The organism is Streptomyces sp. NPDC037013 (assembly GCF_055607265.1).
In genome coordinates, this window is sequence record NZ_JBVJRV010000001.1 from 430,016 (window position 1) to 452,084 (window position 22,069).

Below are 22,069 nucleotides of genomic sequence, written 5' to 3' on the forward strand. Positions count from 1 at the left end.
TCAGTGACCGTGCCCGTGCCGGGCGCCGTGCTCGTGCACCCCGTTCGTCGCCGCGATCTGCTTCCACGACTTCGGCTTGGCCGGGGCGGCCGCCGAGCGGGCGATGCCGGCCTCGCGCACGGCGGGCGCGTCGGGCCGCGACGGCTGGTAGAGCCACGTGTCGAAGAGCTCCGCGAGCGGCTTGCCGGAGATCTTCTCGGCGAACTTCACGAAGTCGCCCACCTTGGCGTTGCCGTACGCGTGCTTCTGCGGCCACTCCTTGAGGATCCTGAAGAACGTGTCGTCGCCGACCTCGTTGCGCAGCGCCTGCAGCGCGAGCGCGCCCCGGTCGTAGACCGCGCCGTGGAACTGGTTGTCCGGTCCCGGGTCGCCCGGCTTGACCTGCCAGAACGGGTCGTCCGCGGGGTGCTGGGCGTACACGTAGTCGGCCAGTTCCTGCGCCGTGCCCTCGCCCTCCTTCTCCGACCACAGCCACTGGCTGTAGCGGGCGAAGCCCTCGTTGACCCAGATGTCCTTCCAGCCGTCGACGGAGACGCTGTCGCCGTACCACTGGTGGGCCAGTTCGTGGACGACGATCGAGGCGTTGGAGCCGTTTGCGAACGCGGCAGGGCTGTAGAAGGGCCGCGTCTGGGTCTCCAGGGCGTAGCTGCTCTTCACGTTCGGCACGTATCCGCCGAGCGCGTTGAACGGGTACTTGCCGAAGACCGTCTCCAGCCACTCGGCGACCTCGGTGGTCCGCTCGATGCTGGCCCGCGCCGCGCCCGCGTTGTCGCCGAGGTCCTTGCTGTAGGCGTTGAGGACCGGCAGGCCGCTCTCCGTCTTGTCGGTCGTGATGTCGAACTTGCCGACGGCGAGGGTGGCCAGATAGCTCGCCTGCGGCTTGTTGGAGCGCCAGTTGTAGCGCGTCCAGCCCAGCTTCGAACTCTGCGACTGCAGCACGCCGTTGGAGATCGCCTGGGTGCCGTCCGGCACGGAGACCGACACGTCGTACGTCGCCTTGTCCAGCGGGTGGTCGTTGGAGGGGAACCACCACACGGCCGACTCCGGCTCCTGCGCCGCGATGCCGCCGTCCGGCGTCCGGTGCCAGGCCGTGTACCCGTTTATCTTCAGCTCGGAGGGCTTGCCCGCGTAGCGCACGACGACCGTGACGGGCGTGCCCTTGGGCAGCCCGGCCGGCGGCGTGATCTCCAGCTCCTGGTCGCCGGTCCTCGCGAACTTCGCCTTCTTGCCGTTGACCCGCACCTCGGAGACCTTCAGCCCGAAGTCGAGGTTGAACCGCGAAAGGTTCTGGGTGGTACGGGCGTTGATCGTCGCCGTGCCCTCAAGGAGGTCGGTCACGGGCTGGTACTTCAGCCGCAGGTCGTAGTGCGAGACGTCGTATCCGCCGTTGCCGCTGGCCGGGTAGTAGGGGTCGCCGATGCCCGGGGCCCCGGGGGTGAAGTCCGCGGCCGACGCCGGGATCGCCAGCAGGAGGGAGGCCGCGAGCGCGCCCGGGGCGATGAGTCTGCGGTGCACGTCAAGCTCCAAGTCGTAGGGGCTCAAGATCTGTTCGTCTTGGTCGACGAGCCTATTCAGCCCCTCCGGCACCCGTCATGTCCATGGTCCCGAACGTCACACGATCGCCATTCGGCCGACATGTGCCTCAATGTCCCACGCACCTGACGCAACCGTGTGCGGCCCTCTGTCGCGCCGCAGTTCACCGGTGTACCTTCCGCGCCATGCCGATACGTGCGCGACGCACCCGCCTCCTGTGGAGAACGCTGCTTGCGGCGGCCCTTGCCGCCCTGATGGCCACCCTCATGTCCCCGGGCGCAGCGCAGGGGGCCGCACCGGCCCCGCGCGCGCCCGGCCAGGCCCCTCGCACCCCGGGCGAGAGCAGGCCCGTGTACTCGTACGAGGACGCGATACGCGAGTCCGTCTGGGTCGACACGAGGATCGACGGCGACGCGGACGGCAGGACCGACCGCGTCGCCGTCGACATCGTCCGCCCCCACGAACTCGACCGCCCGGGCCGCCGGATACCCGTGATCATGGACGCCAGCCCCTACTACGCCTGCTGCGGGCGGGGCAACGAGAGCCAGAAGAAGACGTACGACGCGGACGGGAGCCCGGTGCGGTTCCCGCTCTACTACGACAACTACTTCGTGCCCCGCGGCTACGGCTATGTCGCCGTCGACCTCGCGGGCACCAACCGCTCCGACGGCTGCGTCGACGTCGGCGGCCGCTCCGACGTCCGGTCCGCCAAGGCCGTCGTCGACTGGCTGAACGGGCGCGCCCGCGGCTACCGCAGCCGCACCGGAGACGAACGGGCCAGGGCGACCTGGACCAACGGCGCCACCGGCATGATCGGCAAGAGCTACGACGGGACCATCGCGCAGGGCGTGGCCGCCACCGGCGCCCGGGGCCTCAAGACCATCGTGCCGATCGGCGCGATCTCGTCCTGGTACGACTACTACTTCGCCAAGGGCGCCCCGCTCTACGACAGCGGCCCCGAATGGCTGTCGGACGCCGTGGAGAGCCCCCAGGCGCGCGCCCGCTGCGGCGCCGTGCAGCAGCGCCTGATCGACGGGGCGCCGCGCTCCGGCGACTGGACCCCCCTGTGGAGCGAACGGAACCACGTCCCGGACGCCGGCAAGGTGCGCGCCAGCGTCTTCGTCGTCCATGGCATGCAGGATCTCAACGTCCGCACCAAGCACTTCGGCCAGTGGTGGAACGCCCTCGCGAAGAACGGCGTCGAGCGGAAGATCTGGCTCAGCCAGGCCGGTCACGTCGACCCCTTCGACCTGCGCCGCGGCGACTGGGTGCGCACGCTGCACCGGTGGTTCGACCACGAACTCCTCGGCTACGACAACGGCGTCGACCGCGAGCCGATGGCCGACATCGAGCGCTCGCCGGACCACTGGACCACCGACCGGGTCTGGCCGCCGCGCTCCACCCACACCGTCAAGCTCCGTCCCGCCAAGGGCACTTCGCCCGGCGTCGGCACCCTCGGCCTGCGACGCGGCAAGGGCACCGAGACCTTCACCGACGACCCCCGGCTGAGCGAGACGGACTGGGCCGAACACATCGACACCCCAACCCCGGCCAAAGCGGGCTTCGTCACCGGACCCCTCGGACGCGACCTGCGCCTGTCCGGCTCCTCCACGGTGACCGTCACCGCCACGCCGACCACCCGCACCGCGCACCTCTCCGCGGTCCTCGTCGACCTCGGCCCCGACACCATCCGCGACTACGCCGCCGCGGGCGAGGGCATCACCACCCTCGCGGAGCGCACCTGTTGGGGTTCGAGCACCGCGGGTGACAGCGCCTGCTTCAAGGAGACGCGCGCCAGGACCGCCGACGTCGACCACACCGTCTTCAGCCGCGGCTGGGCCGACCTCGGCAACTGGGCGGACCCCGGACACGGCCGCCCGCTCACCCCGGGCAAGCCCTACACCATCACGCTCGACCTGGCCGCGAGCGACCACGTCGTCCCCGCGGGCCACCGGCTGGCCCTGATCGTCGCGGGCACCGACAAGAACCTCATCGAGCCCCCAGCCGACACCCCGACGCTCACCCTCGACCTGGCCCGCACCTCGGCGAACCTGCCGTTGTCCGGCGGACCCGGCGCCTTCACCACCACCGCACCCGGCACGCCCGGCCCGTCCCGTCCCGCCGGCGTGGCCCCGCCGCGACCGCTCGACCCCCGCCCGGGAGGCAGCACTTCATGAGACCCGCCATCCGCACCCTGGTGCTCGCCTGCGCCACCACCGCGCTCGCCGCACCGCTCCTGACGGCGCCCGCGCAGGCGACGACGACCCCGCCCCGTACCGGATTCGAGGAGACCGACGGGGCCCGCTGGACCAGCCAGGCGGAGGAGCAGCGCCTCCTCGCCGCCGTCGACAAGGCGACCGCGCGGGTCTCGGTCACCCGCGTCGGCACCACGAAGCAGGACCGCCCCCTCCAGCTGGTCCGCATCGGCGAACGCCCCGCCAAGAACACGGTGCTGCTGGTCTGCAGCCAGCACGGCGACGAGCCGTCGGGCCGCGAGGCCTGCCTGTCCACCATCCGCGACCTCGCGTACGCGAAGGACAAGAAGACCGCGCGCTTCCTCTCCCGCACCACGCTCCTCGTCGTACCCACCGCCAACCCGGACGGCCGCGCCGCCGACACCCGCGGCAACTCCGACGGCGTCGACATCAACCGCGACCACCTCGCCCTGAAGACCGCGGAGGCCCGCGCCATGGCCGCCGTGATCCGTGACCGGAAGCCCGACGTCATCTACGACCTGCACGAGTACGGCGCCACCCCCAAGTACTACGACAAGGACCTGTTCGACCTCTGGCCGCGCAACCTCAACACCGACGAGGCCGTGCACCAGGAGGCGCAGACCCTGTCGAAGGCGTACGTGCGGCCGGCCGCCGGGCACGACGGGTACACCACCGGCACGTACGGCATCTGGACCGACCCGGTCACCGGCGACCCGATCAAGCAGACCGCGGGCGACGGCCAGGAGCGCATCCTGCGGAACATGTCCGGCATCAAGCACGCCGCGGGCCTGCTGATCGAGAGCCGCGTCGACCCGATGACCGAGGCGGAGAAGAAGGACGAGGCGCTCAACAACCGGCGCCGCGTCGCCTCCCAACGCTCCGCGCTCGGCGGCCTCTTCGACTACACGGACGAGCGCCGCGACCGGCTCGAGGCCGCCACCGGCGCGGCCCGCGCCGCGGGCCACCGCGACCGCGGCCCCGTCTACGTCGGCGGCGCCGACAATGACCCGGCCGAGCCGTCCGAGGTGATCCAGGACCCGCCCTGCGGCTACCGCCTGACCGCCGCCCAGTACGACGACATCAAGGACGAACTGGCCCTGCACGGCGTCACCGTGCGGCACCGGCGGTCCGGCGCGTACGTGCCGCTGCGGCAGTCCGCGCGCGCCCTCGTCCCGCTCCTGCTCGACGAGCGCGCGCCGTACCACATGGTCACAGCTCGGCCCGACATGGCCTGTTGAGGAAGTGAGAGGTGCGTCACATGTGGTAGGGGGTAGCGGAGGATGAAGTCCGGAATCAAACGACCCCTCGAAAGGTGTCACTTGTGACGCAGGATCAGCATCAAGCGGACGACGGGGGAGGGTCGCAGGAGATCATGGCACCCGCCCCCGGCGGCCGGTCCCCCCAGACCGACCGCGTGGTCTTCGGCGTGACCGCCGTGCTCACTCTCGCGTTCGTGGTCTGGGGCGCGGTGTCGACGGACTCGCTCGAGAGCGTCTCCACGGACATGCTCGAAGGTCTGATGCACAACGGCGGTTGGTTCTTCATGCTGACCGCCACCGGCTTCGTGGTCTTCGCGCTCTGGCTGGCCGTCAGCCGGTACGGAAAGATCACCCTCGGCCGGGAGGGCGAGGAGCCGGAGTTCCGCACCGTCTCCTGGGTCGCCATGATGTTCAGCGCCGGCATGGGCATCGGGCTGATGTTCTACGGAGTGAGCGAGCCGCTCGCCCACTTCACCTCGCCGCCGCCGGGCACCGACCCGTCCGACGCGCCCGCGGCGATGGAGACCGCGATGGCCACCACGCTCTTCCACTGGACGCTCCACCCGTGGGCGATCTACGCGGTCGTGGGCCTCGCCATCGCGTACAGCACCTTCCGGCGCAACCGGCGCCAGACCATCAGCGCCGTCTTCGAACCCCTCATCGGCGAGAAGCACGCCCACGGCGCCTGGGGCCGGGTCATCGACATCCTGGCCATCTTCGCCACCCTCTTCGGCTCGGCCGCCTCCCTCGGCCTCGGCGCCCTGCAGATCGGCAGCGGCATCGAGGTGCTCGACTGGATGAAGGACGCAGGCACCGGCCTGCTCGTCGTCATCATCGCCGTGCTGACCCTGGCCTTCGTGGCGTCCGCCATCTCCGGCGTCGAGAAGGGCGTCCAGTGGCTGTCGAACATCAACATGGTGCTTGCCGCGCTGCTCGTGGTGTTCGTCTTCATCGCCGGGCCGACGGTCATCATCCTCGACATGGTGCCCACCTCCCTCGGCGCCTACCTCGACGACCTGCCGCAGCTCATCGGCCGCACCGAGGCGTCCAGCGGCAAGGGCGTCGCGGACTGGCTGAGCAGCTGGACGGTCTTCTACTGGGCGTGGTGGATCTCCTGGACGCCCTTCGTCGGCATGTTCATCGCGCGGATCAGCCGCGGCCGTACGATCCGCCAGTTCGTCGGCGGCGTCATCCTGGTGCCGAGCACCGTCAGCCTCATCTGGTTCGCCGTGTTCGGCGGCAGCGCGATGACCGTCGCCGACCGGGGCGGACTCAAGGGCGAGACGACGCCGGAGGCGCAGCTCTTCGGCCTGCTCCACGAGTATCCGATCGCCACCGTCACCAGCCTGCTCGTGATGATCCTCGTAGGCATCTTCTTCGTCTCGGGTGCCGACGCGGCCTCCATCGTCATGGGCACGCTCTCCCAGAAGGGCGCCCTCGAACCCGGCCGGTTCGTCGTGATCTTCTGGGGCATCGTGACCGGCGCGGTCGGCGCGATCATGCTGCTGATCGGCGACGGCTCCGACGACGCGCTCACCGGCCTGCGCAACCTCACGATCCTGGTCGCCGCGCCGTTCACCCTCGTGATGATCGGCATGTGCGTGTCCCTGATGCGGGACCTGCGCCACGACCCGCTGATCGTGCGCGGCGAGCACGGCACGGAAGCCGTCGAGAAGGCGGTGATCGCCGGTCACGAGCAGTACGACGGTGACTTCGAGATCCGCATCGGCCCCGCCCAGGACGAGGACGACGCCGAGCCGGAATCGGGGAGTACCGCGGCCGGGAAGCGCTGACCGGCCGGCTCAGGAGGCGGTGTCCGCAAGGCGCGCCGCCTCCCGGGCGCACCCCCAGGCGACGTGACCCCGGCGCCGCCGTGCCCGTAGTTGTGCACGAGGACCCCGCCCTCCGCGGTCCGCTCGCGTTCCAGCCGCACCCGGCGGCGGGCCGGCCGCAGCCCCACGCGATGGCCGAGCACCCGCGCCCCGGCGATCTCCGGCCGCACGGCCGCGCACCGCGCGACGATGGCCTCGGCCACGGCGGGGTCCGGCTCCATGGACCAGGCGCCGGCCTCGGCGGTCCCGCCGAGCAGCAGCCGCCCGCCCGGCTGCGGGAAGAAGTACGTGGTCGTCCCCGCGGCGGGATCGGCCGCCGTGAACCAGGTGTCGATCCCCGGGTTCTCCACGACGACGATCTGCCCCCGCAGCGGGTGCACCGCCTCGTCCGGCACCAGCTCGCGTGCCCCGATGCCGGAGCAGTTGACCACGGTGGGCGCCTCGGCCAGGGGCTCCGCGAGCCGCCCGACCGTCCGCTCCTCCACGACCGTCCCGGCGGCGCGCAACCGCCCCCGCAGCCAGGCGAGATGGACCGGCATGTCGATGAGCGGCAGCCGGGCGCACAGCCCCTGCCCCGCGTACTCCCCGGCTTCCGCCGCCCGCAGCCCCGCCACCCCCGCCGCCCAGGGCCCCAACGCGTCCAGCCGCTCCCCGGCGAGTACGCCCTCGACCATGCGTACGCCGCCGACACCACCGCGGGCCGCCAACTCCTCGTAAACGGCGAGGGAACCCAGCGCCCAGTCACCGGCCGCCGCCACCGGCTCGATGCGGTACGGCCACCACAGCGCACCCGCAACGGCCGAGGTCGTCCGCTCGGCGGGCTCCCTGCTCCACACCCGCACGGGCCGCCCCGCCTCCGCGAGCACGACGGCCGTGGTGAGCCCCACGACACCGCTGCCCACCACGATCACCGCGTCATCCTTCATCCCGGGAACGTAGCGGAAGTCGCGATGCCGTGCTCACATCACATCTCAGGTGGGGATACTCACACCATGTCTGCCGAGTACGCGACCTTCGGTCTGGCACCGGCCATGCGCGCCGGTGGGGTTCTCGCCGACGGTGGCTTCCAAGCGCACCGTGATTTCGTCGACTTCATCGTGGACGGCCGCCCCCTGCTCTTCCAGCTCTCCGACCTCGACGCGGTGTCGCCGCTGGCCGCCGACATCCCGCCGGCGATCTTCACGGCACATGTCCGCCGGCTGCTCCTGGAGGCGCGGGCACCGCTGCGCGACGGCCGGTACGTCATATACGGCTGCCCCGAGTGCGAGGGCCTGGAGTGCGGCGCGGTGACCGCGGTCATCGAGAAGAGCGCCGACGGCAGCGACGACTTCATCTGGCGCGACTTCGCCTGGCAGACGGCCGAACCGGCCGACCTGGAGCTCAACGGCTACCACGGCATAGGGCCGTTCCGCTTCCGCGGCGACGAATACCGCGCGGCGCTCGGCCAGTTGCTCACCGACGGCGAGTCGCAGGCCCGCCGCCGGGTCCTGCTCATCGGCGCCCGCGTGGCGCTCCTCGCCAAGCTGGCGGCGGCGCTGCGCACGATCGGCATCGGCGCGGAGATCGCGGCGGATGCGGCGGGCGTCCCGCCCGAGGAGCTGCGCACCTACGGAGCGGTCGCCTTCGGCCGCGCGGTCCCCGACGAGACCCGCCGCTCCGTACGCTCCGCCTTCGACCGCGCCGACGTCGAGGTGGCCTACGTCGACGGGCTCGCCCCGATCATCCCGCTCCTGGTCGCGCAGATCGAGTACGCGCTGGACCGCAGCCCCCGGGAACAGCGCCGCCTGACCAGGCTGGAGGCGTCACCCTCCTCGGCCGAGCTGGAGGTCACGTCGGCGTGCCGGGTCCGCCTGACGACGTACCGCCTGGACCGGCTGGCGCGCACACATGCCCACGAGGTCCTGGACGAGGTCCTGCAACCGGGCGAGCACAGGATCACCCTGCCGACCAAGGCCACAAAGGGCGAGGCCTACGTGGTGGCACGCACATCCACGAACGTCCTGGCAACACCCACCCGCTGACTCCCCCCGGCCCGCACCCGCCCCCGAGACGGGAGGGGACGTGGGGGTATGTGCGAACGGAGCACCGAGCCCCCTGTGCCGTCTTTGTCCGCACGGCGTGGCGCAGGGATGGCGAGTACGCACATACCCCCGCGGCCCCGCACCCACCACCGCCCCAAGGCGAGACCAGCCCAGGCACGCCCGCACTCGCCCCCCGACGCCGCACCACCCACCGAACCCAAGGCGCCCCACCCCGGCCCAGCGGAGCGGCGACGCGTCCCCGGCCTACAATCGCCCTCTGATGACCGCAACCCTCGTCGCCAAAGATCTCGCCGCCGGCCACGGCGACCGCACTCTCTTCTCCGGTCTTGAACTGGTCGTCGCCCCGGGCGACGTCATCGGTCTCGTCGGGGCCAACGGAGCCGGCAAGTCCACGCTCCTGAGGCTGCTCGCGGGGCTGGACACCCCCGAAGGGGGAGAGCTGAGGCTCTCGCCGCCCACCGCGTCCGTCGGGCACCTGCCCCAGGAGCCGGAGCGCCGCCCGGACGAGTCCATCCGCGCCTTCCTCGCCCGCCGCACCGGCGTCGCCGAGGCCCAGCGCGTCATGGACGAGGCCACCCAGGCCCTCGTCGACGGCGCCCCGGGCGCGGACGACGCCTACGCCACCAGCCTGGAGCGCTGGCTGGCGCTCGGCGGCGCGGACCTGGACGAGCGCGCCGAGGACGTCGCCGACTCGCTCGGCCTCGCCGTCAACCTCGACCAGGCGATGACCTCGCTCTCGGGAGGCCAGGCGGCCCGCGCCGGACTCGCCTCCCTCCTCCTCTCCCGGTACGACGTGTTCCTCCTGGACGAGCCGACCAACGACCTCGACCTCGCGGGCCTGGAACGTCTGGAGAGCTTCGTACGGGGCCTGCGCGCCGGCACCGTCGTGGTCAGCCACGACCGCGAGTTCCTCACCCGCACGGTCACCAAGGTCCTCGAACTCGACCTGGCGCAGCAGGAGATCAACCTCTACGGCGGCGGTTACGACGCCTACCTTGAGGAGCGGGAGACGGCCCGGCGGCACGCCCGCGACGAGTACGACGAGTACGCGGGCAAGAAGGCGGCGCTCCAGGGCCGCGCCCAGATGCAGCGCTCCTGGATGGACAAGGGCGTCAAGAACGCCCGGCGCAAGGCGGGCGACAACGACAAGATCGGCCGGAACTTCCGCAGCGAGGCGAGCGAGAAGCAGGCCGCCAAGGCCCGCCAGACGCAGCGCATGATCGAGCGCCTCGACGTCGTCGACGAACCCCGCAAGGAGTGGGAGCTGCGCATGGAGATCGCTGCCGCCCCGCGCTCCGGCACGGTCGTCGCGAGCCTGCGCGACGCCCGGGTGTCCCGGGGCGCGTTCACGCTCGGCCCGGTGACCCTGCAGATCGACTGGGCGGACCGCGTGGCGATCACCGGGGCCAACGGCTCGGGCAAGTCGACGCTGCTCGCCGCCCTCCTGGAACGCGTCCCGCTCGACGCGGGCCACGCCGCTCTCGGCTCGGGGGTCCTGGTGGGCGAGGTCGACCAGGCCCGCGCGCTGTTCCACGGCGAGGAGTCTCTGCTCGACGCGTTCTGCGCGGCGGTCCCCGAGACGGAACCGGCCGAAGTCCGCACGCTGCTCGCCAAGTTCGGCCTCAAGGCGGAGCACGTGCTGCGCTCGGCGGCCACGCTCTCGCCCGGCGAGCGGACGCGCGCGGCCCTCGCCCTGCTCCAGGGCCGCGGCGTCAACCTCCTCGTCCTCGACGAGCCGACGAACCATCTCGACCTGCCCGCGATCGAGCAGCTGGAGTCGGCCCTGGAGTCCTACGAGGGCACGCTGCTGCTGGTCACGCACGACCGCAGGATGCTCGACGCGGTCCGTGTGACGCGCCGTCTGGAGGTGGCGGAGGGCAGAGTGACCGAGCTGTCGCTCTGACCACTCCGACCCCCGCCGCGCGTCGAGCGCCTCAGCCCCGCTTCGGGTCCACCAGACCGGCCCGCCGCAGCGCCTCGGCCATCGCGTCGTTGGCGGGCGGCGGCCCCTGCCGCTGTTGCCGCTGCCCGCCACCACGCTGACCTTGGCCGCCGCGCTGGCCCTGCCCACCGCGCTGGCCCTGCCCACCGCGCTGGCCCTGGCCGGAGCGCTGCTGCCCCTGCCCCTGGCCGCCCTGCTGCCGCTGCCGGGGCGGGCGCCCGCCCCGCTTCTGCTGCTCCCCGCCGGAGGCGGACGCGTCCGTCTCGTCGTCGAGCCGCAGCGTCAGCGAGACCCGCTTGCGCGGGATGTCGACGTCCATGACCTTCACCTTGACGATGTCGCCGGGCTTGACGACGTCGCGCGGATCCTTGACGAACGTCTTCGACATGGCGGATACGTGCACCAGGCCGTCTTGGTGCACGCCCACGTCGACGAAGGCGCCGAACGCGGCCACGTTCGTGACCACGCCTTCGAGCACCATCCCGGCAGCGAGGTCGGAGAGCTTCTCGACGCCCTCCTTGAAGGTCGCCGTCTTGAAGGCGGGACGCGGGTCGCGCCCGGGCTTCTCCAGCTCCTTCAGGATGTCCGTGACCGTGGGAAGCCCGAAGACCTCGTCCACGAAGTCGTCCGGCCGCAGCGAGCGCAGCGTCGCCGTGTTGCCGATCAGCGAACCGACCTCGCCCCCGGCCGACTTCACCATCTTGCGCACCACGGGGTACGCCTCCGGGTGCACGCTGGAGGCGTCCAGCGGGTCGTCGCCGCCGCGGATGCGGAGGAAGCCCGCGCACTGCTCGTACGCCTTCGGGCCGAGCCGGGCGACGTCCTTGAGCCCCTTGCGGCTCTTGAAGGGACCGTTCGCGTCGCGGTGGGCCACGATGTTCTCCGCGAGGCCCGCGCCGATGCCGGAGACCCGGGCGAGGAGCGGGGCGGACGCGGTGTTCACGTCGACGCCGACGCCGTTCACACAGTCCTCGACGACGGCGTCGAGCGAGCGCGACAGCTTCGTCTCGGAGAGGTCGTGCTGGTACTGGCCGACCCCGATCGACTTCGGGTCGATCTTCACGAGTTCGGCCAGCGGGTCCTGCAGACGGCGGGCGATGGAGACCGCGCCGCGGATCGAGACGTCCAGGTCGGGCAGTTCCTGTGAGGCGAAGGCCGACGCCGAGTACACGGACGCGCCCGCCTCGGAGACCATCACCTTCGTCAGGTTCAACTCGGGGTGCCTGGCGATGAGTTCGGCGGCGAGCCTGTCGGTCTCGCGGGACGCCGTGCCGTTGCCGATGGCGATCAGTTCGACCGCGTGCTCCGCGGCGAGCCGGGCCAGCGTGGCCAGGGACTGGTCCCACTTGTTGGCCGGGACGTGCGGGTGGATCGTGTCGGTGGCGACGACCTTGCCGGTGGCGTCGACGACGGCGACCTTCACGCCGGTGCGGAAGCCCGGGTCCAGGCCCAGTGTCGCGCGGGTGCCCGCGGGCGCCGCGAGCAGCAGGTCGCGCAGGTTCGACGCGAAGACGCGCACCGCCTCGTCCTCGGCGGCCGTCCGCAGCCGCAGCCGCAGGTCGATGCCGAGGTGGACGAGGATCCGGGTCCGCCAGGACCAGCGCACCGTGTCCTGCAGCCACTTGTCGCCGGGCCTGCCGCGGTCGGCGATGCCGAAGCGCTGGGCGACGATCCCCTCGTACGAGGACGGGGTGCCCGGCGTGGCGGGCGGCTCCTCGGGTTCGAGGACCAGGTCGAGGACGTCCTCCTTCTCGCCGCGCAGCATGGCCAGGACACGGTGCGAGGGGAGCTCCGTGAAGGGCTCGGCGAAGTCGAAGTAGTCGGCGAACTTGGCGCCCGCCTCTTCCTTGCCCTCACGGACCTTCGCGGCGAGCCGGCCGCGCACCCACATGCGCTCGCGCAACTCGCCGATCAGGTCGGCGTCCTCCGAGAACCGCTCGGCGAGGATGGCCCGGGCGCCGTCGAGGGCGGCCTGCGGGTCCGCGACGCCCTTGCCGGCGTCCACGAACGCGGCGGCCGCCTCCTGCGGTTCCACGGACGGGTCGGCGAGCAGCCCGTCGGCCAGCGGTTCGAGCCCCGCCTCGCGGGCGATCTGCGCCTTGGTGCGGCGCTTGGGCTTGAACGGGAGGTAGATGTCCTCGAGCCGGGCCTTGGTGTCCGCCTCGCGGATCCGCGCCTCGAGCTCGTCGGTGAGCTTGCCCTGTTCGCGGACCGATTCGAGGATCGCGGCGCGGCGGTCCTCCAGCTCGCGCAGGTAGCGCAGCCGCTCCTCGAGCGTGCGCAGCTGCGCGTCGTCGAGCATCTCGGTCGCTTCCTTGCGGTAGCGCGCGATGAAGGGCACCGTGGACCCGCCGTCGAGCAGGTCGACGGCGGCCTTCACCTGCCGCTCCCGTACGCCGAGCTCCTCGGCGATCCTGCCTTCGATGGACGCAGGGGTGGACGTCTTCACAGCTGCCACGTTCCGGTACCGCCTTCTCGCTGAGGTTGCCGGGCAATTGTGGCAGGTGGCGGCGGCAAAGGGTGATCAGACCCGTCGGGTCCGGCCCGTCCGGCCAGGTCGCCTGCCGGTGCTCCGCCCGCCCCGCCCGGTGGAACGGGAGGCTCCGCCGAAGAGCCGCGCCACCGCCCGGAACGGCAGGGTGACGACGGTGGCGATGGCGCCCGCGATCTGACGCAGTACGTCCGCTATGGCACGGAACATGGCTTCCCCTCTCGTCTCCCGGCGCCGCCTGGGTGGCGGCCGGGGGACGTCCGGGTACCTCGGAGCGGGCAAGCCATGCCGCGCGGGCCCTCAGCGCTTGCCGAGGAGGTCCGCCGGGTACGCCCCGGCCTGCAGCGCCTTCCCGATGAAGAGGGTGCCGAGCTCCGTCAGGCGTTCGACGCCCTCGGCGCCCAGGTGCTCGTAAGGTGCCCGGTCGAGGCGGTCCGTCTCGGCCTCGATGTCCCGGCGCAGCGCCACGCCCGCCTCCGTCAACTCGCCCTCGTCGTCGAGCAGTCCGCGCCCGCGCAGTCGCTGGACGGCGGCGTCCCAGTCCTCCTGGTTCCAGCCCCGGGTGGCGAAGACCCACTTCGGGGTCATGCCCTTGCCGGTGGCGGTGTGGGTCACCATGGCCTCAAGACCGTCGAGTTCGACGCCGAGCAGGACGGTCAGGTGCCCGTCGCCGCGGTGTTCGCGCAGCAGCGTCGCCGCGTGCCAGTACGCGAGGTGCGGCTCGTCGGGGACGGGCAGGTCGGCGTGCGCGGCGTACAGCGGACGGGCGCCGCGGCCGCACGCCTCGGTGGCGCGCAGCGCGAGCCCGGCGGCCTCGGCCATCTCGGGCGAGGTGATGAGCTCCTCGCCGAGGAGCCGGCGCAGCGTGGAGTCGACGGCCCGCATGCGCGCGCCCTGGACCTGCTCAGGGGCGGCGGTCTTCCACACCTCGGGCACGTGCGCGGCGACGAGCTCGTACTTGTAGTTGTAGAAGGTGGCGGCCACGGTTCCGGCACCGACGGCGCCCATCGCCGCCGCCCGCAGGGCGAAGTTGACGGCGGCGGGGTGACTCACCCCGAGGGCGGCCATCTCCCGCGCGGAGTCGGGCGCGAAGTAGTGCGTCGAGTGCAGGGAGTTGAGGACGTTGTGACAGCGGCGGCCGGCGCGCGGCGGCAGTGCGGCGGCCGCGTCGGAGGGCGGGGTGGAAGGCGTGGTGGACGTCGTCGAAGAGGTCATGGGAGCACGGTACCTACTGGTTGGTATGTCGTCCGTGGCGCAGGCCACCCCAATTCCGCGTGCACGCGCACGCACCGGATGCCGGATGGCAGGAAAGGTGGGTGCCCGTCATTGCGGACATCACTGGGCGGGCCAAGAATCGGGGCATGGAGCAGCGAACCGTCCTGGTCGTCCTCTTCGACGATGTCCAGAGCCTCGACGTCACGGGCCCCGTGGAGGTGTTCGCGGGCGCCGCGCCCTGCCTCGGGACCGGGGACGGCTACCGGGTCCGCACCGCGTCCATGGACGGCCGGCCCGTGCGCACGTCGAGCGGGCTCACCCTGGTCCCGGACTTCGCGCTGGCCGACGCGCCCACGCCGCACACCCTGCTCGTCCCGGGCGGCGCGGGCACCAGGCCCGAGGACGCGGACCTCGTCGACTGGCTGCGCGAGCACGGGCCGCGGGCCGAGCGCCTCGTCTCGGTCTGCACCGGCGCCATCCGGCTCGCCGAGGCGGGCCTCCTGGAGGGGCGCCGCGCCACGACGCACTGGGCGTACTGCGACCGGCTCGCCCGTCAGCACCCCGGGGTCGAGGTCGACCCGGACCCCATCTACGTCAGGGACGGTCACGTCGCGACATCGGCCGGGGTCACCGCGGGCATCGACCTGGCCCTGGCGCTTGTGGAGGAGGACTTCGGCCGCGATGTGGCCCTCACCATCGCCCGCCACCTGGTGGTCTTCCTGCGCCGTCCGGGCAACCAGGCGCAGTTCAGCGTCCAGCTCGCCGCGCAGACCGCGCGGCGCGCGCCGATCCGGGAGGTCCAGCAGTGGATCACCGAACACCCCGAGGACGACCTCACGGTCGACGCGCTCGCCGCGCGCGCCCAGCTCTCGCCCCGCCACTTCGCCCGCGCCTTTCGGGCGGACACCGGGCTGACGCCGGGCAAGTACGTCGAGCGGGTCCGGGTCGAGCACGCCCGCAGGCTCCTGGAGGACACCGACGACGGCGTCGAACAGGTCTCGCGCGCCTGCGGCTACGGGACGCCGGAGGCGATGCGCCGCGCCTTCGTCAAGGCGCTCGGCGCGGCACCGGCCGAGTACCGCCGCCGCTTCCACCCACTGCCCGCCGCGGAGACGGGCCCGGTCACCACCCCCGCCCACCGGTCCGGCCACCCGCACCGGCCGGGCGCACACCACACCAGCGACGCACACCGCTCCAGCGACCCGCACCACCCCAGCGACCCACACCGATAGGGACACCATGCAGATCGCCATCGCTCTGTACGAACGCTTCACCGCCCTCGACGCCATCGGCCCCTACCAGACGCTCAACTCCCTGCCCGGTTACGAGACCGTCTTCGTGGCGGAGCAGGCCGGCCCGGTGAGCGACGACACCGGCTCCCTCGCCCTGATCGCCGACAAGACCTTCGCGGAGGTGCGCACCCCCGACATCGTGGTGGTGCCCGGCGGACCCGGCCAGAGCGACCAGATGGAGAACGAGGCGCTCCTGGACTGGCTCCGCGCCGTCGACGCCACGACCACCTGGACGACGTCGGTCTGCACGGGCTCCCTCGCCCTCGCCGCCGCCGGACTCCTCAAGGGCCGCCGCGCCACCTCGCACTGGTGCGCCCTCGGCGAACTCGACCGGCTCGGCGTGGAGTCGACGGGGGAGCGGGTGGTCTTCGACGGCAAGTACGTCACGGGGGCCGGGGTCTCGGCGGGCATCGACATGGGCCTCACGCTGGCCGGCAAGATCGCGGGCGACGAGCACGCGCAGGCCGTACAGCTGCTGACCGAGTACGACCCGCGGCCGCCCTACGACGCCGGTTCCCCCGAGAAGGCGCCGGCGCACCTCGTCGCGAGGTTCCGCGACCGGAGCCGCTTCGCGCAGTGAAAATCCCGGGCGCACGGCGGCGCCGGGCGCTCAGTCGGCCCGCGCGGTCCAGGTGAAGCGCGGCTGCCTGCGCTCCAGGAAGGCGGCGACACCCTCGGCGGTGTCGCCGCTGCCGCGCGCCTGCTCCGTCCAGTACGCGTCCCGGTCCGTGCGCCCCGCCGCGAACTCCTTCGCCGCCGCCTGGGTCAGTTGCGAGCGGGAGGCGAGGACCCGGGTGAACTCCGCGACCCGCTTGTCCAGCTCGCCGGCCGGCAGCACCTCGTCCACGAGTCCGGTGCGCAGCGCCCGCTCCGCGTCGATCAACTCCCCGGAGAACAGCAGGTACTTGGCGGCGGAAGGACCCACGAGGGAGACCAGGCGCCGGGTGGACGACGCCGGATAGACGATGCCCAGCTTGGCGGGCGTGACCCCGAACAGGGCGTCCTCGTCCGCGAACCGCAGGTCACACGCGCCCGCCAGCTGGGCGCCGCCGCCCACGCAGTAGCCCCGTACCGCCGCGAGCGTCGGCTTGGGGAAGGCGGCGAGGGCGTCCTCGGCCCGCACCGCCAGCTCCTGTGCCGTACCCGGGGACTCGCGCAGCGAGGAGATGTCGGCGCCCGCGCAGAACGTGCCACCGGCCCCGGTCAGCACCACGGCGCGTACGGCGGGGTCGGCGGCCAGGGCCCCGAACAGCGGCGGCACCCGGCGCCACATGTCCGCGGTCATGGCGTTGCGCTTGGCCGGATGGTCGATGAGGACGGTGGCGACGCCGTCCGTGACGGTGTGGCTCAGCTGCGGCTCCATGCGCCGGATGCTATCCGCACCCCTCGAACGTACGATCAAGAAGGGTCGACGCATAAGACGTATACGACGTATACGGAACTTAACGCGCAGAAGGCTCCGCCGAGGGAGAGGGAGACGCTGATGGCCGGACGCAAGAACGCCGACGCCAGGACCGACGGGGCGGCCGGCCCCGGGAGCGGCGGCCCCGACCCCCAGGGCGCGCGGCTCAGCCGCGGCTTCGGCTGGCTCGCCCTGCTCGGCGCGATCCTCGCCGTGGCCGGCCTCGTCGGCCTCGTCTACACCGGGGTAGCCACCCTGACCTCGATGCTCCTGTTCGGCTGGCTGCTGCTGATCGGCGGGGTCGTCGGCCTGCTGCACGCCGTCCAGTCGCGCGGGAGCAGCTTCTTCTGGCTCGGCGTGGTGGTCGCCGCGCTGAACCTCGCGGCGGGGGTCGTGATCATCCGCAGGCCCGACGTGGCGGCGGAGGCGCTGACCATGTTCGCGGCCCTGCTCTTCCTCACCGGCGGAGTGTTCCGGCTGGTCGGCAGCCTGGTGGTGCGCGGCCCGCAGTTCGCCCTGACGCTCCTCCAGGGAGCCTTCGGCCTGCTGATCGGCGTCCTCGTCCTCGCGGGGTGGCCCAGCAGCAGCCAGTACGTGATCGGGTGCTTCTTCTCCCTGGCGCTGCTCTTCGACGGCCTCGGCCTGCTCGCCACGGGCATCGGCGGGCGCCGCATCGTGAGCCTCGTACAACCTGAAGAACGCTTGAATACGCAACAACGGGGGCAGGACCAGTCGCACAACTGACGGTGCCATGCGCCACCGATCAAATCCCGTCGATAGTCGCTGACTTCTGGTCAGTGGAGCGGTCCGGACCAGAGCAGTCCCAACACTCGATGTGTGGCGACTATCGAGCGCGAGGGCGGCGACCGGACGATGGCGAACGGCGGGAGAGAGGCGGGCCCGCTCCCGAACGGCGCGGGGCAGCTGCCCTACGAGGGCGTCTGGCGCTTCACCGCCCCCGCCGTCGACGCCTCCGTGCCCCAGGCCCGGCACGCGGTGCGGGACCTGCTGGCCCGGCAGGGCGTGCCGGCCCCCGACGACCTCGTCCAGGGCCTGCTGCTCATCGTCTCCGAGCTGGTCACCAACGCGGTACGGCACGCGGCCCTGCTCTCGCCGATGCTCGCGGTGGAGGTCGCGGTCGGCGCCGAGTGGGTCCGGGTCTCCGTCGAGGACAACCACCCCTACCGCCCGACGGCCCTGGAGGCGGACCACGGCCAGACGGGCGGCAGGGGACTTCTCCTCGTACGCGAGATCACCCGGGAGGCGGGCGGCGCCTGCGACGTCGAGCACACCGCGAGCGGGGGCAAGGTCATCTGGGCGGCGCTGCCCCTCAAGCCCGACGCGGGCTAGCGGATCGGACGGAGGCCGGGCCGGACGGCCCGGAGGGCTCAGGACCCCGCCGACACCGGAGAGTCCATCCGGTCGCCCACCGACTGCCGGGTGGCGGAGGCGGGTATGGGCCGGTCCTGCCGCAGCGCGTCCCAGACCCGGTGGGACGCCTCGTCCAGCGGCTTGACCCGGCCGGAGTCCTGCGCGTCGTAGGTGACCGGCATCGTCACCATGCGGGTGCGGTCCGGGCTGATGCCCTTCAGCTCCTTGGCGAGACCGAGGAGCTTGTCCGCGGAGGCCAGATCGGAGTCGGCGCTCACGGTCTTGGTCGCGGTGTCCGCCAGGTCGTAGGACTTGGCGGGGTCGCCGAGCGGGTCGAGGGTGTCGGCCCGCTGGATCAGGGCTTTGACGAAGGCCTGCTGGAGCTGGATGCGGCCGAGGTCGCTGCCGTCCCCGACGCCGTGCCGGGTGCGGACCAGCGCGAGGGCCTGCTCGCCCTTGAGCGTGTGCTTGCCCGCGGTCAGCGAGAGCCCGCTGTTGTGGTCCCTGATGGCCTTGTGGGTGGTGATGTCGACGCCGCCGAGCTCGTCGATGAGCTTCTGGAACCCCTTGAAGTCCACTTCGAGGTAGTGGTCCATGCGCAGGCCCGACATCTTCTCGACCGTCTTGACGGTGCAGGCCGGCCCGCCCACCTGGTAGGACGAGTTGAACATGGCCTGCTGTGCGCCCGCCGCGCCGCCGCCGTGGGCCGGCGCGCACCGGGGCCGCTCGACCATCGTGTCGCGCGGGATGCTGACGACCGAAGCCTTCTTGTGGGTCTTGTCGACGTGCAGGACCATCGCCGTGTCGGCCCTGGCCCCGCTGACCCCACTGCCGTACTCGCCGTGGGTACCCGCTCGTGAGTCGGATCCGAGCAGGAGGATGTTCATCGAACCGTCCCGCTGTTCCGCGGGCCGGTCGCCGCCGAGGGCGGCGTTCACGTCCGTGCCCCTGATCTGGCCGTTGAGGTGCTGCCAGGCGTAGGCCACGCCTCCGCCGCCGACGAGGACCACGCCCAGGGCGCCCCATGCGACGTACCGCAGGGCCTTCTTCCTGGACCGGTGCCGTGAGCGGCGTACCCGCGGCTCATTCCCGTTCTCGTGCGGCATGCGCTGACTCTCCTCGATGACCGGGTGCTCAGTAGGCGGAGTCGACGTTGTCGATGGAGCCGTACTTGTCGGCGGCGTAGTTGGCGGCCGCGGTGATGTTGGCGACCGGGTCGGTCAGCGAGTTCGCGGTGCCCTCGACGTGGTAGGCGTCGAAGGTCGGCTGGATGACCTGGAGCAGACCCTTGGAGGGGGTGCCGTTCTGGGCGTTGACGTCCCAGCCGTTCTGGGCGTTCGGGTTGCCGGCGGACTCGCGCATGATGTTGCGGTGCAGCCCCTCGTAGGTGCCGGGGATGCCCTTGGACTTCATGATGTCGAGGGACTGGCGGATCCAGCCGTCGAGGTTGTCGGCGTAGGGCTTCTTGGCGGCCTTGGCCTGCGTCACCGCGGTGCTCGCCTTGGTGGGCTCCGCGGCGTGGGCGGCGGAGGGCGCCACGGTCAGGGCGGCGGCCATCGCACCGGTGGCGGCGATGCCGGCGATGGAGATCTTTCGGAAGCGAGCGGCACGGTCGAGCGTCTTGGTCGTGGCCATGGGGGGATGACTCCTCAAGCGGGGGACGTAGAGGGAGCCCGGTCCGAAGCGGGCGAGAGCGCCCTGCGGTGTGTCCCCGAGCTCCGGCGACGTCAGCCAGACTCAGCGATCGCCCCCGGCGGGCGCAACGGTGTGACGTACTACCCCGGTACGCAGTCGGGCCCGCCCGGCACCGCCCCGAAGTGCCCCCAGGCCCCGGGGGGTCTGCACCGAAGCACCTACTATTTCCCTTCGCATGTGATCTGACCCCTATGAGTGGCTTCACAGCCCCGGGGCCCCCGAGGTGGCGTGGGTCACCGCATGACGACGGCCCGGGCGGCCCGCGGCCGGCCCGGGCCGTCGGCCCGTGGAGCGCCTGTGCCCCCGCGCGGCGCCTATGCCTCGGTCTCGGAGCGGTCACCGCCCCAGAGCGTGTGGAAGGAGCCCTCGCGGTCCGTGCGCCGGTAGGTGTGGGCCCCGAAGAAGTCCCGCTGGCCCTGCGTGAGCGCGGCCGGCAGCCGCTCGGCGCGCAGCGCGTCGTAATACGCAAGCGCCGCCGCGAAGCCGGGGGTGGGCACGCCCTGCGTGGTCGCGGCCGTCAGCACGGCACGCCAGTCGTCCTGCGCCCCCGCGATCTCGTCCGCGAAGCTCTTGTCCGCCAGGAGCGAGACCAGGCCGGGCTGGGCCTCGTACGCCTCGGTGATCCGGTCCAGGAACGCGGCCCGGATGATGCAGCCGCCGCGCCAGATGCGGGCTACGGCGCCCAGGTCGATCGCCCAGTCGTACTGCTCGCCGCCCGCGGCGATCTCGTGGAAGCCCTGCGTGTACGAGACGATCTTCGAGGCGTACAGCGCCTGCTCGACCCGGTCGGCGAAGGCCGCCGCCTCGGACTCGCCCAGCGGCTTCGGCGTGGGCCCCGCCAGGCCCCTGGAGGCGGCGCGCAGCCCGGCGTGGCCCGACAGGGAGCGGGCGAACACCGCCTCCGCGATGCCGGACACCGGCACGCCCAGGTCGAGCGCGATCTGCACCGTCCAGCGGCCGGTGCCCTTCTGCTCGGCCTGGTCCTGGACGATGTCGACGAAGGGCTTGCCGGTGGCGGCGTCCACGTGGGAGAGGACCTCGGCGGTGATCTCGATCAGATACGAGTCGAGGCGGCCGGTGTTCCACGTGCGGAAGATGTCGGCGATCCGCGCGGGGGAGTACCCGGCCACGTCCCGCAGCAACTGGTAGGCCTCGCCGATGAGTTGCATGTCCGCGTACTCGATGCCGTTGTGCACCATCTTCACGAAGTGGCCGGCGCCGTCCGGGCCGACGTGGGTGACGCACGGGGCGCCGTCCTTCGCCTTCGCGGAGATCTTCTCCAGCATCGGGCCGAGCGAGGCGTACGACTCGGGACTTCCGCCGGGCATGATGCTGGGCCCGTGCAGGGCACCCTCCTCGCCGCCGGAGACACCGGTGCCGACGAAGTGGATGCCCTGCTCGCGCAGCTCCTTCTCGCGGCGCCGGGTGTCCGCGAAGTGCGCGTTGCCGCCGTCGACGATCATGTCGCCGGGCTCCAGGAGCGGGGCGAACTCCTTGATCACGGCGTCGGTCGGCTCGCCCGCCTTCACCATGACCACGAGCCGCCGGGGCCGTTCCAGGGCGGCCACGAACTCCTCGGCGGTCTCGGTCGGCACGAAGATGCCCTCCTCGCCGAACTCCTTCACCAGCTGGTGGGTGCGGGCCGCGGTGCGGTTGTGGAGGGCGACCGCGTACCCGTGGCGGGCGAAGTTGCGGGCGAGGTTGCGCCCCATGACGGCGAGGCCCGTGACCCCGATCTGGGCTGTAGTGCTCATGCCTGTCGCTCCTGGGAAGAGGGGT

At 72.1% G+C, this 22,069-nt stretch carries 15 protein-coding genes and 3 pseudogenes; 9 read left to right on the forward strand and 9 right to left on the reverse strand.

Annotation, left to right across the window (positions count from 1 at the left end; translation table 11 throughout):
• Positions 1 to 1,515 carry a M1 family metallopeptidase gene (locus ACZ7DY_RS01880; protein WP_471128726.1) on the reverse strand — a complete coding sequence of 505 codons (1,515 nt, stop codon included), beginning with the start codon at positions 1,513 to 1,515 and terminating at the stop codon, positions 1 to 3.
• Positions 1,516 to 1,718: 203 nt separating this feature from the next.
• Here ACZ7DY_RS01880 and ACZ7DY_RS01885 point away from each other — a divergent pair, with 203 nt between their 5' ends.
• From ACZ7DY_RS01885 to ACZ7DY_RS01895, 3 genes are all read left to right on the forward strand, one after another.
• The gene (locus ACZ7DY_RS01885) at positions 1,719 to 3,710 is read left to right on the forward strand and encodes a Xaa-Pro dipeptidyl-peptidase (RefSeq protein ID WP_471128728.1); all 1,992 of its coding nucleotides are present in this window, start codon (positions 1,719 to 1,721) and stop codon (positions 3,708 to 3,710) included.
• The gene (locus ACZ7DY_RS01890; RefSeq protein WP_471128731.1) at positions 3,707 to 4,987 is read left to right on the forward strand and encodes a M14 family metallopeptidase; all 1,281 of its coding nucleotides are present in this window, start codon (positions 3,707 to 3,709) and stop codon (positions 4,985 to 4,987) included. The genes ACZ7DY_RS01885 and ACZ7DY_RS01890 overlap by 4 nt, the downstream gene beginning before the upstream one ends.
• Before the next feature lie 134 nt (positions 4,988 to 5,121).
• Complete coding sequence (locus tag ACZ7DY_RS01895; RefSeq protein ID WP_471128734.1) at positions 5,122 to 6,801, forward strand: BCCT family transporter; 1,680 nt, start codon at positions 5,122 to 5,124, stop codon at positions 6,799 to 6,801.
• Positions 6,802 to 6,810: 9 nt separating this feature from the next.
• Here the strand turns inward: ACZ7DY_RS01895 and ACZ7DY_RS01900 are convergent.
• Positions 6,811 to 7,766: pseudogene (locus ACZ7DY_RS01900) on the reverse strand (NAD(P)/FAD-dependent oxidoreductase).
• A 66-nt stretch (positions 7,767 to 7,832) separates the two neighbouring features.
• On the opposite strand from ACZ7DY_RS01900, the gene ACZ7DY_RS01905 reads away from it, so the two are divergent.
• Complete coding sequence (locus ACZ7DY_RS01905; RefSeq protein ID WP_471128737.1) at positions 7,833 to 8,861, forward strand: oxidoreductase; 1,029 nt, start codon at positions 7,833 to 7,835, stop codon at positions 8,859 to 8,861.
• 280 nt (positions 8,862 to 9,141) lie between these two features.
• Complete coding sequence (locus ACZ7DY_RS01910) at positions 9,142 to 10,785, forward strand: ABC-F family ATP-binding cassette domain-containing protein (protein ID WP_471128739.1); 1,644 nt, start codon at positions 9,142 to 9,144, stop codon at positions 10,783 to 10,785.
• Between the two features lie 31 nt (positions 10,786 to 10,816).
• On the opposite strand, the gene ACZ7DY_RS01915 is transcribed toward ACZ7DY_RS01910, so the two are convergent.
• The 3 genes and pseudogenes from ACZ7DY_RS01915 to ACZ7DY_RS01925 form a co-directional block, all read right to left on the reverse strand.
• Positions 10,817 to 13,282, reverse strand: a complete 2,466-nt coding sequence (locus ACZ7DY_RS01915) for a Tex family protein (RefSeq protein WP_471128742.1) — start codon at positions 13,280 to 13,282, stop codon at positions 10,817 to 10,819.
• Positions 13,283 to 13,393: 111 nt separating this feature from the next.
• Positions 13,394 to 13,525: pseudogene (locus ACZ7DY_RS01920) on the reverse strand (LPFR motif small protein); the annotation flags it as partial.
• 90 nt (positions 13,526 to 13,615) lie between these two features.
• The gene (locus ACZ7DY_RS01925) at positions 13,616 to 14,530 is read right to left on the reverse strand and encodes an SCO6745 family protein (protein ID WP_471128744.1); all 915 of its coding nucleotides are present in this window, start codon (positions 14,528 to 14,530) and stop codon (positions 13,616 to 13,618) included.
• A gap of 146 nt (positions 14,531 to 14,676) precedes the next feature.
• Here ACZ7DY_RS01925 and ACZ7DY_RS01930 point away from each other — a divergent pair.
• Both ACZ7DY_RS01930 and ACZ7DY_RS01935 read left to right on the forward strand, forming a co-directional pair.
• Positions 14,677 to 15,636 (forward strand): annotated as a pseudogene (locus tag ACZ7DY_RS01930) (GlxA family transcriptional regulator); the annotation flags it as partial.
• A gap of 133 nt (positions 15,637 to 15,769) precedes the next feature.
• Positions 15,770 to 16,402, forward strand: a complete 633-nt coding sequence (locus tag ACZ7DY_RS01935; protein ID WP_471128747.1) for a DJ-1/PfpI family protein — start codon at positions 15,770 to 15,772, stop codon at positions 16,400 to 16,402.
• Between the two features lie 30 nt (positions 16,403 to 16,432).
• Here the strand turns inward: ACZ7DY_RS01935 and ACZ7DY_RS01940 are convergent, their stop codons facing one another.
• Entirely contained in the window at positions 16,433 to 17,185 is a 753-nt protein-coding gene (locus ACZ7DY_RS01940) for an enoyl-CoA hydratase/isomerase family protein (protein WP_471128750.1), read from the reverse strand.
• Positions 17,186 to 17,305: 120 nt separating this feature from the next.
• On the opposite strand from ACZ7DY_RS01940, the gene ACZ7DY_RS01945 reads away from it, so the two are divergent.
• Positions 17,306 to 17,968, forward strand: a complete 663-nt coding sequence (locus tag ACZ7DY_RS01945; RefSeq protein WP_471128753.1) for an HdeD family acid-resistance protein — start codon at positions 17,306 to 17,308, stop codon at positions 17,966 to 17,968.
• 93 nt (positions 17,969 to 18,061) lie between these two features.
• On the forward strand, positions 18,062 to 18,574 hold the full coding sequence (locus ACZ7DY_RS01950) for an ATP-binding protein (protein ID WP_471128754.1): 513 nt from the start codon (positions 18,062 to 18,064) through the stop codon (positions 18,572 to 18,574).
• A 38-nt stretch (positions 18,575 to 18,612) separates the two neighbouring features.
• Here ACZ7DY_RS01950 and ACZ7DY_RS01955 read toward each other — a convergent pair whose 3' ends face one another.
• The 3 genes from ACZ7DY_RS01955 to gndA all read right to left on the reverse strand — a co-directional run bounded on the left by ACZ7DY_RS01955 (position 18,613) and on the right by gndA (position 22,044).
• Complete coding sequence (locus ACZ7DY_RS01955; protein ID WP_471128757.1) at positions 18,613 to 19,701, reverse strand: LCP family protein; 1,089 nt, start codon at positions 19,699 to 19,701, stop codon at positions 18,613 to 18,615.
• Positions 19,702 to 19,729: 28 nt separating this feature from the next.
• Positions 19,730 to 20,230: a transglycosylase SLT domain-containing protein gene (locus ACZ7DY_RS01960; protein WP_471128759.1), complete on the reverse strand. Its 501-nt coding sequence runs from the start codon at positions 20,228 to 20,230 to the stop codon at positions 19,730 to 19,732.
• 374 nt (positions 20,231 to 20,604) lie between these two features.
• Positions 20,605 to 22,044, reverse strand: coding sequence for an NADP-dependent phosphogluconate dehydrogenase (gene gndA / locus ACZ7DY_RS01965; RefSeq protein ID WP_471128762.1), 1,440 nt, complete (start codon positions 22,042 to 22,044; stop codon positions 20,605 to 20,607).
• Positions 22,045 to 22,069 lie beyond the last annotated feature (25 nt).

What these genes read in the sequence shown, in the direction of transcription:
- ACZ7DY_RS01955 (WP_471128757.1), bottom strand. Translation starts at nt 19,701, where the DNA reads ATGCCGCACGAGAACGGGAATGAGCCGCGGGTACGCCGCTCACGGCAC.
- ACZ7DY_RS01960 (WP_471128759.1), bottom strand. Translation starts at nt 20,230, where the DNA reads ATGGCCACGACCAAGACGCTCGACCGTGCCGCTCGCTTCCGAAAGATC.
- ACZ7DY_RS01935 (WP_471128747.1), top strand. Translation starts at nt 15,770, where the DNA reads ATGCAGATCGCCATCGCTCTGTACGAACGCTTCACCGCCCTCGACGCC.
- ACZ7DY_RS01895 (WP_471128734.1), top strand. Translation starts at nt 5,122, where the DNA reads ATGGCACCCGCCCCCGGCGGCCGGTCCCCCCAGACCGACCGCGTGGTC.
- ACZ7DY_RS01910 (WP_471128739.1), top strand. Translation starts at nt 9,142, where the DNA reads ATGACCGCAACCCTCGTCGCCAAAGATCTCGCCGCCGGCCACGGCGAC.
- ACZ7DY_RS01940 (WP_471128750.1), bottom strand. Translation starts at nt 17,185, where the DNA reads ATGGAGCCGCAGCTGAGCCACACCGTCACGGACGGCGTCGCCACCGTC.
- ACZ7DY_RS01925 (WP_471128744.1), bottom strand. Translation starts at nt 14,530, where the DNA reads ATGACCTCTTCGACGACGTCCACCACGCCTTCCACCCCGCCCTCCGAC.
- ACZ7DY_RS01905 (WP_471128737.1), top strand. Translation starts at nt 7,833, where the DNA reads ATGTCTGCCGAGTACGCGACCTTCGGTCTGGCACCGGCCATGCGCGCC.
- ACZ7DY_RS01945 (WP_471128753.1), top strand. Translation starts at nt 17,306, where the DNA reads ATGGCCGGACGCAAGAACGCCGACGCCAGGACCGACGGGGCGGCCGGC.
- gndA (WP_471128762.1), bottom strand. Translation starts at nt 22,044, where the DNA reads ATGAGCACTACAGCCCAGATCGGGGTCACGGGCCTCGCCGTCATGGGG.
- ACZ7DY_RS01890 (WP_471128731.1), top strand. Translation starts at nt 3,707, where the DNA reads ATGAGACCCGCCATCCGCACCCTGGTGCTCGCCTGCGCCACCACCGCG.
- ACZ7DY_RS01885 (WP_471128728.1), top strand. Translation starts at nt 1,719, where the DNA reads ATGCCGATACGTGCGCGACGCACCCGCCTCCTGTGGAGAACGCTGCTT.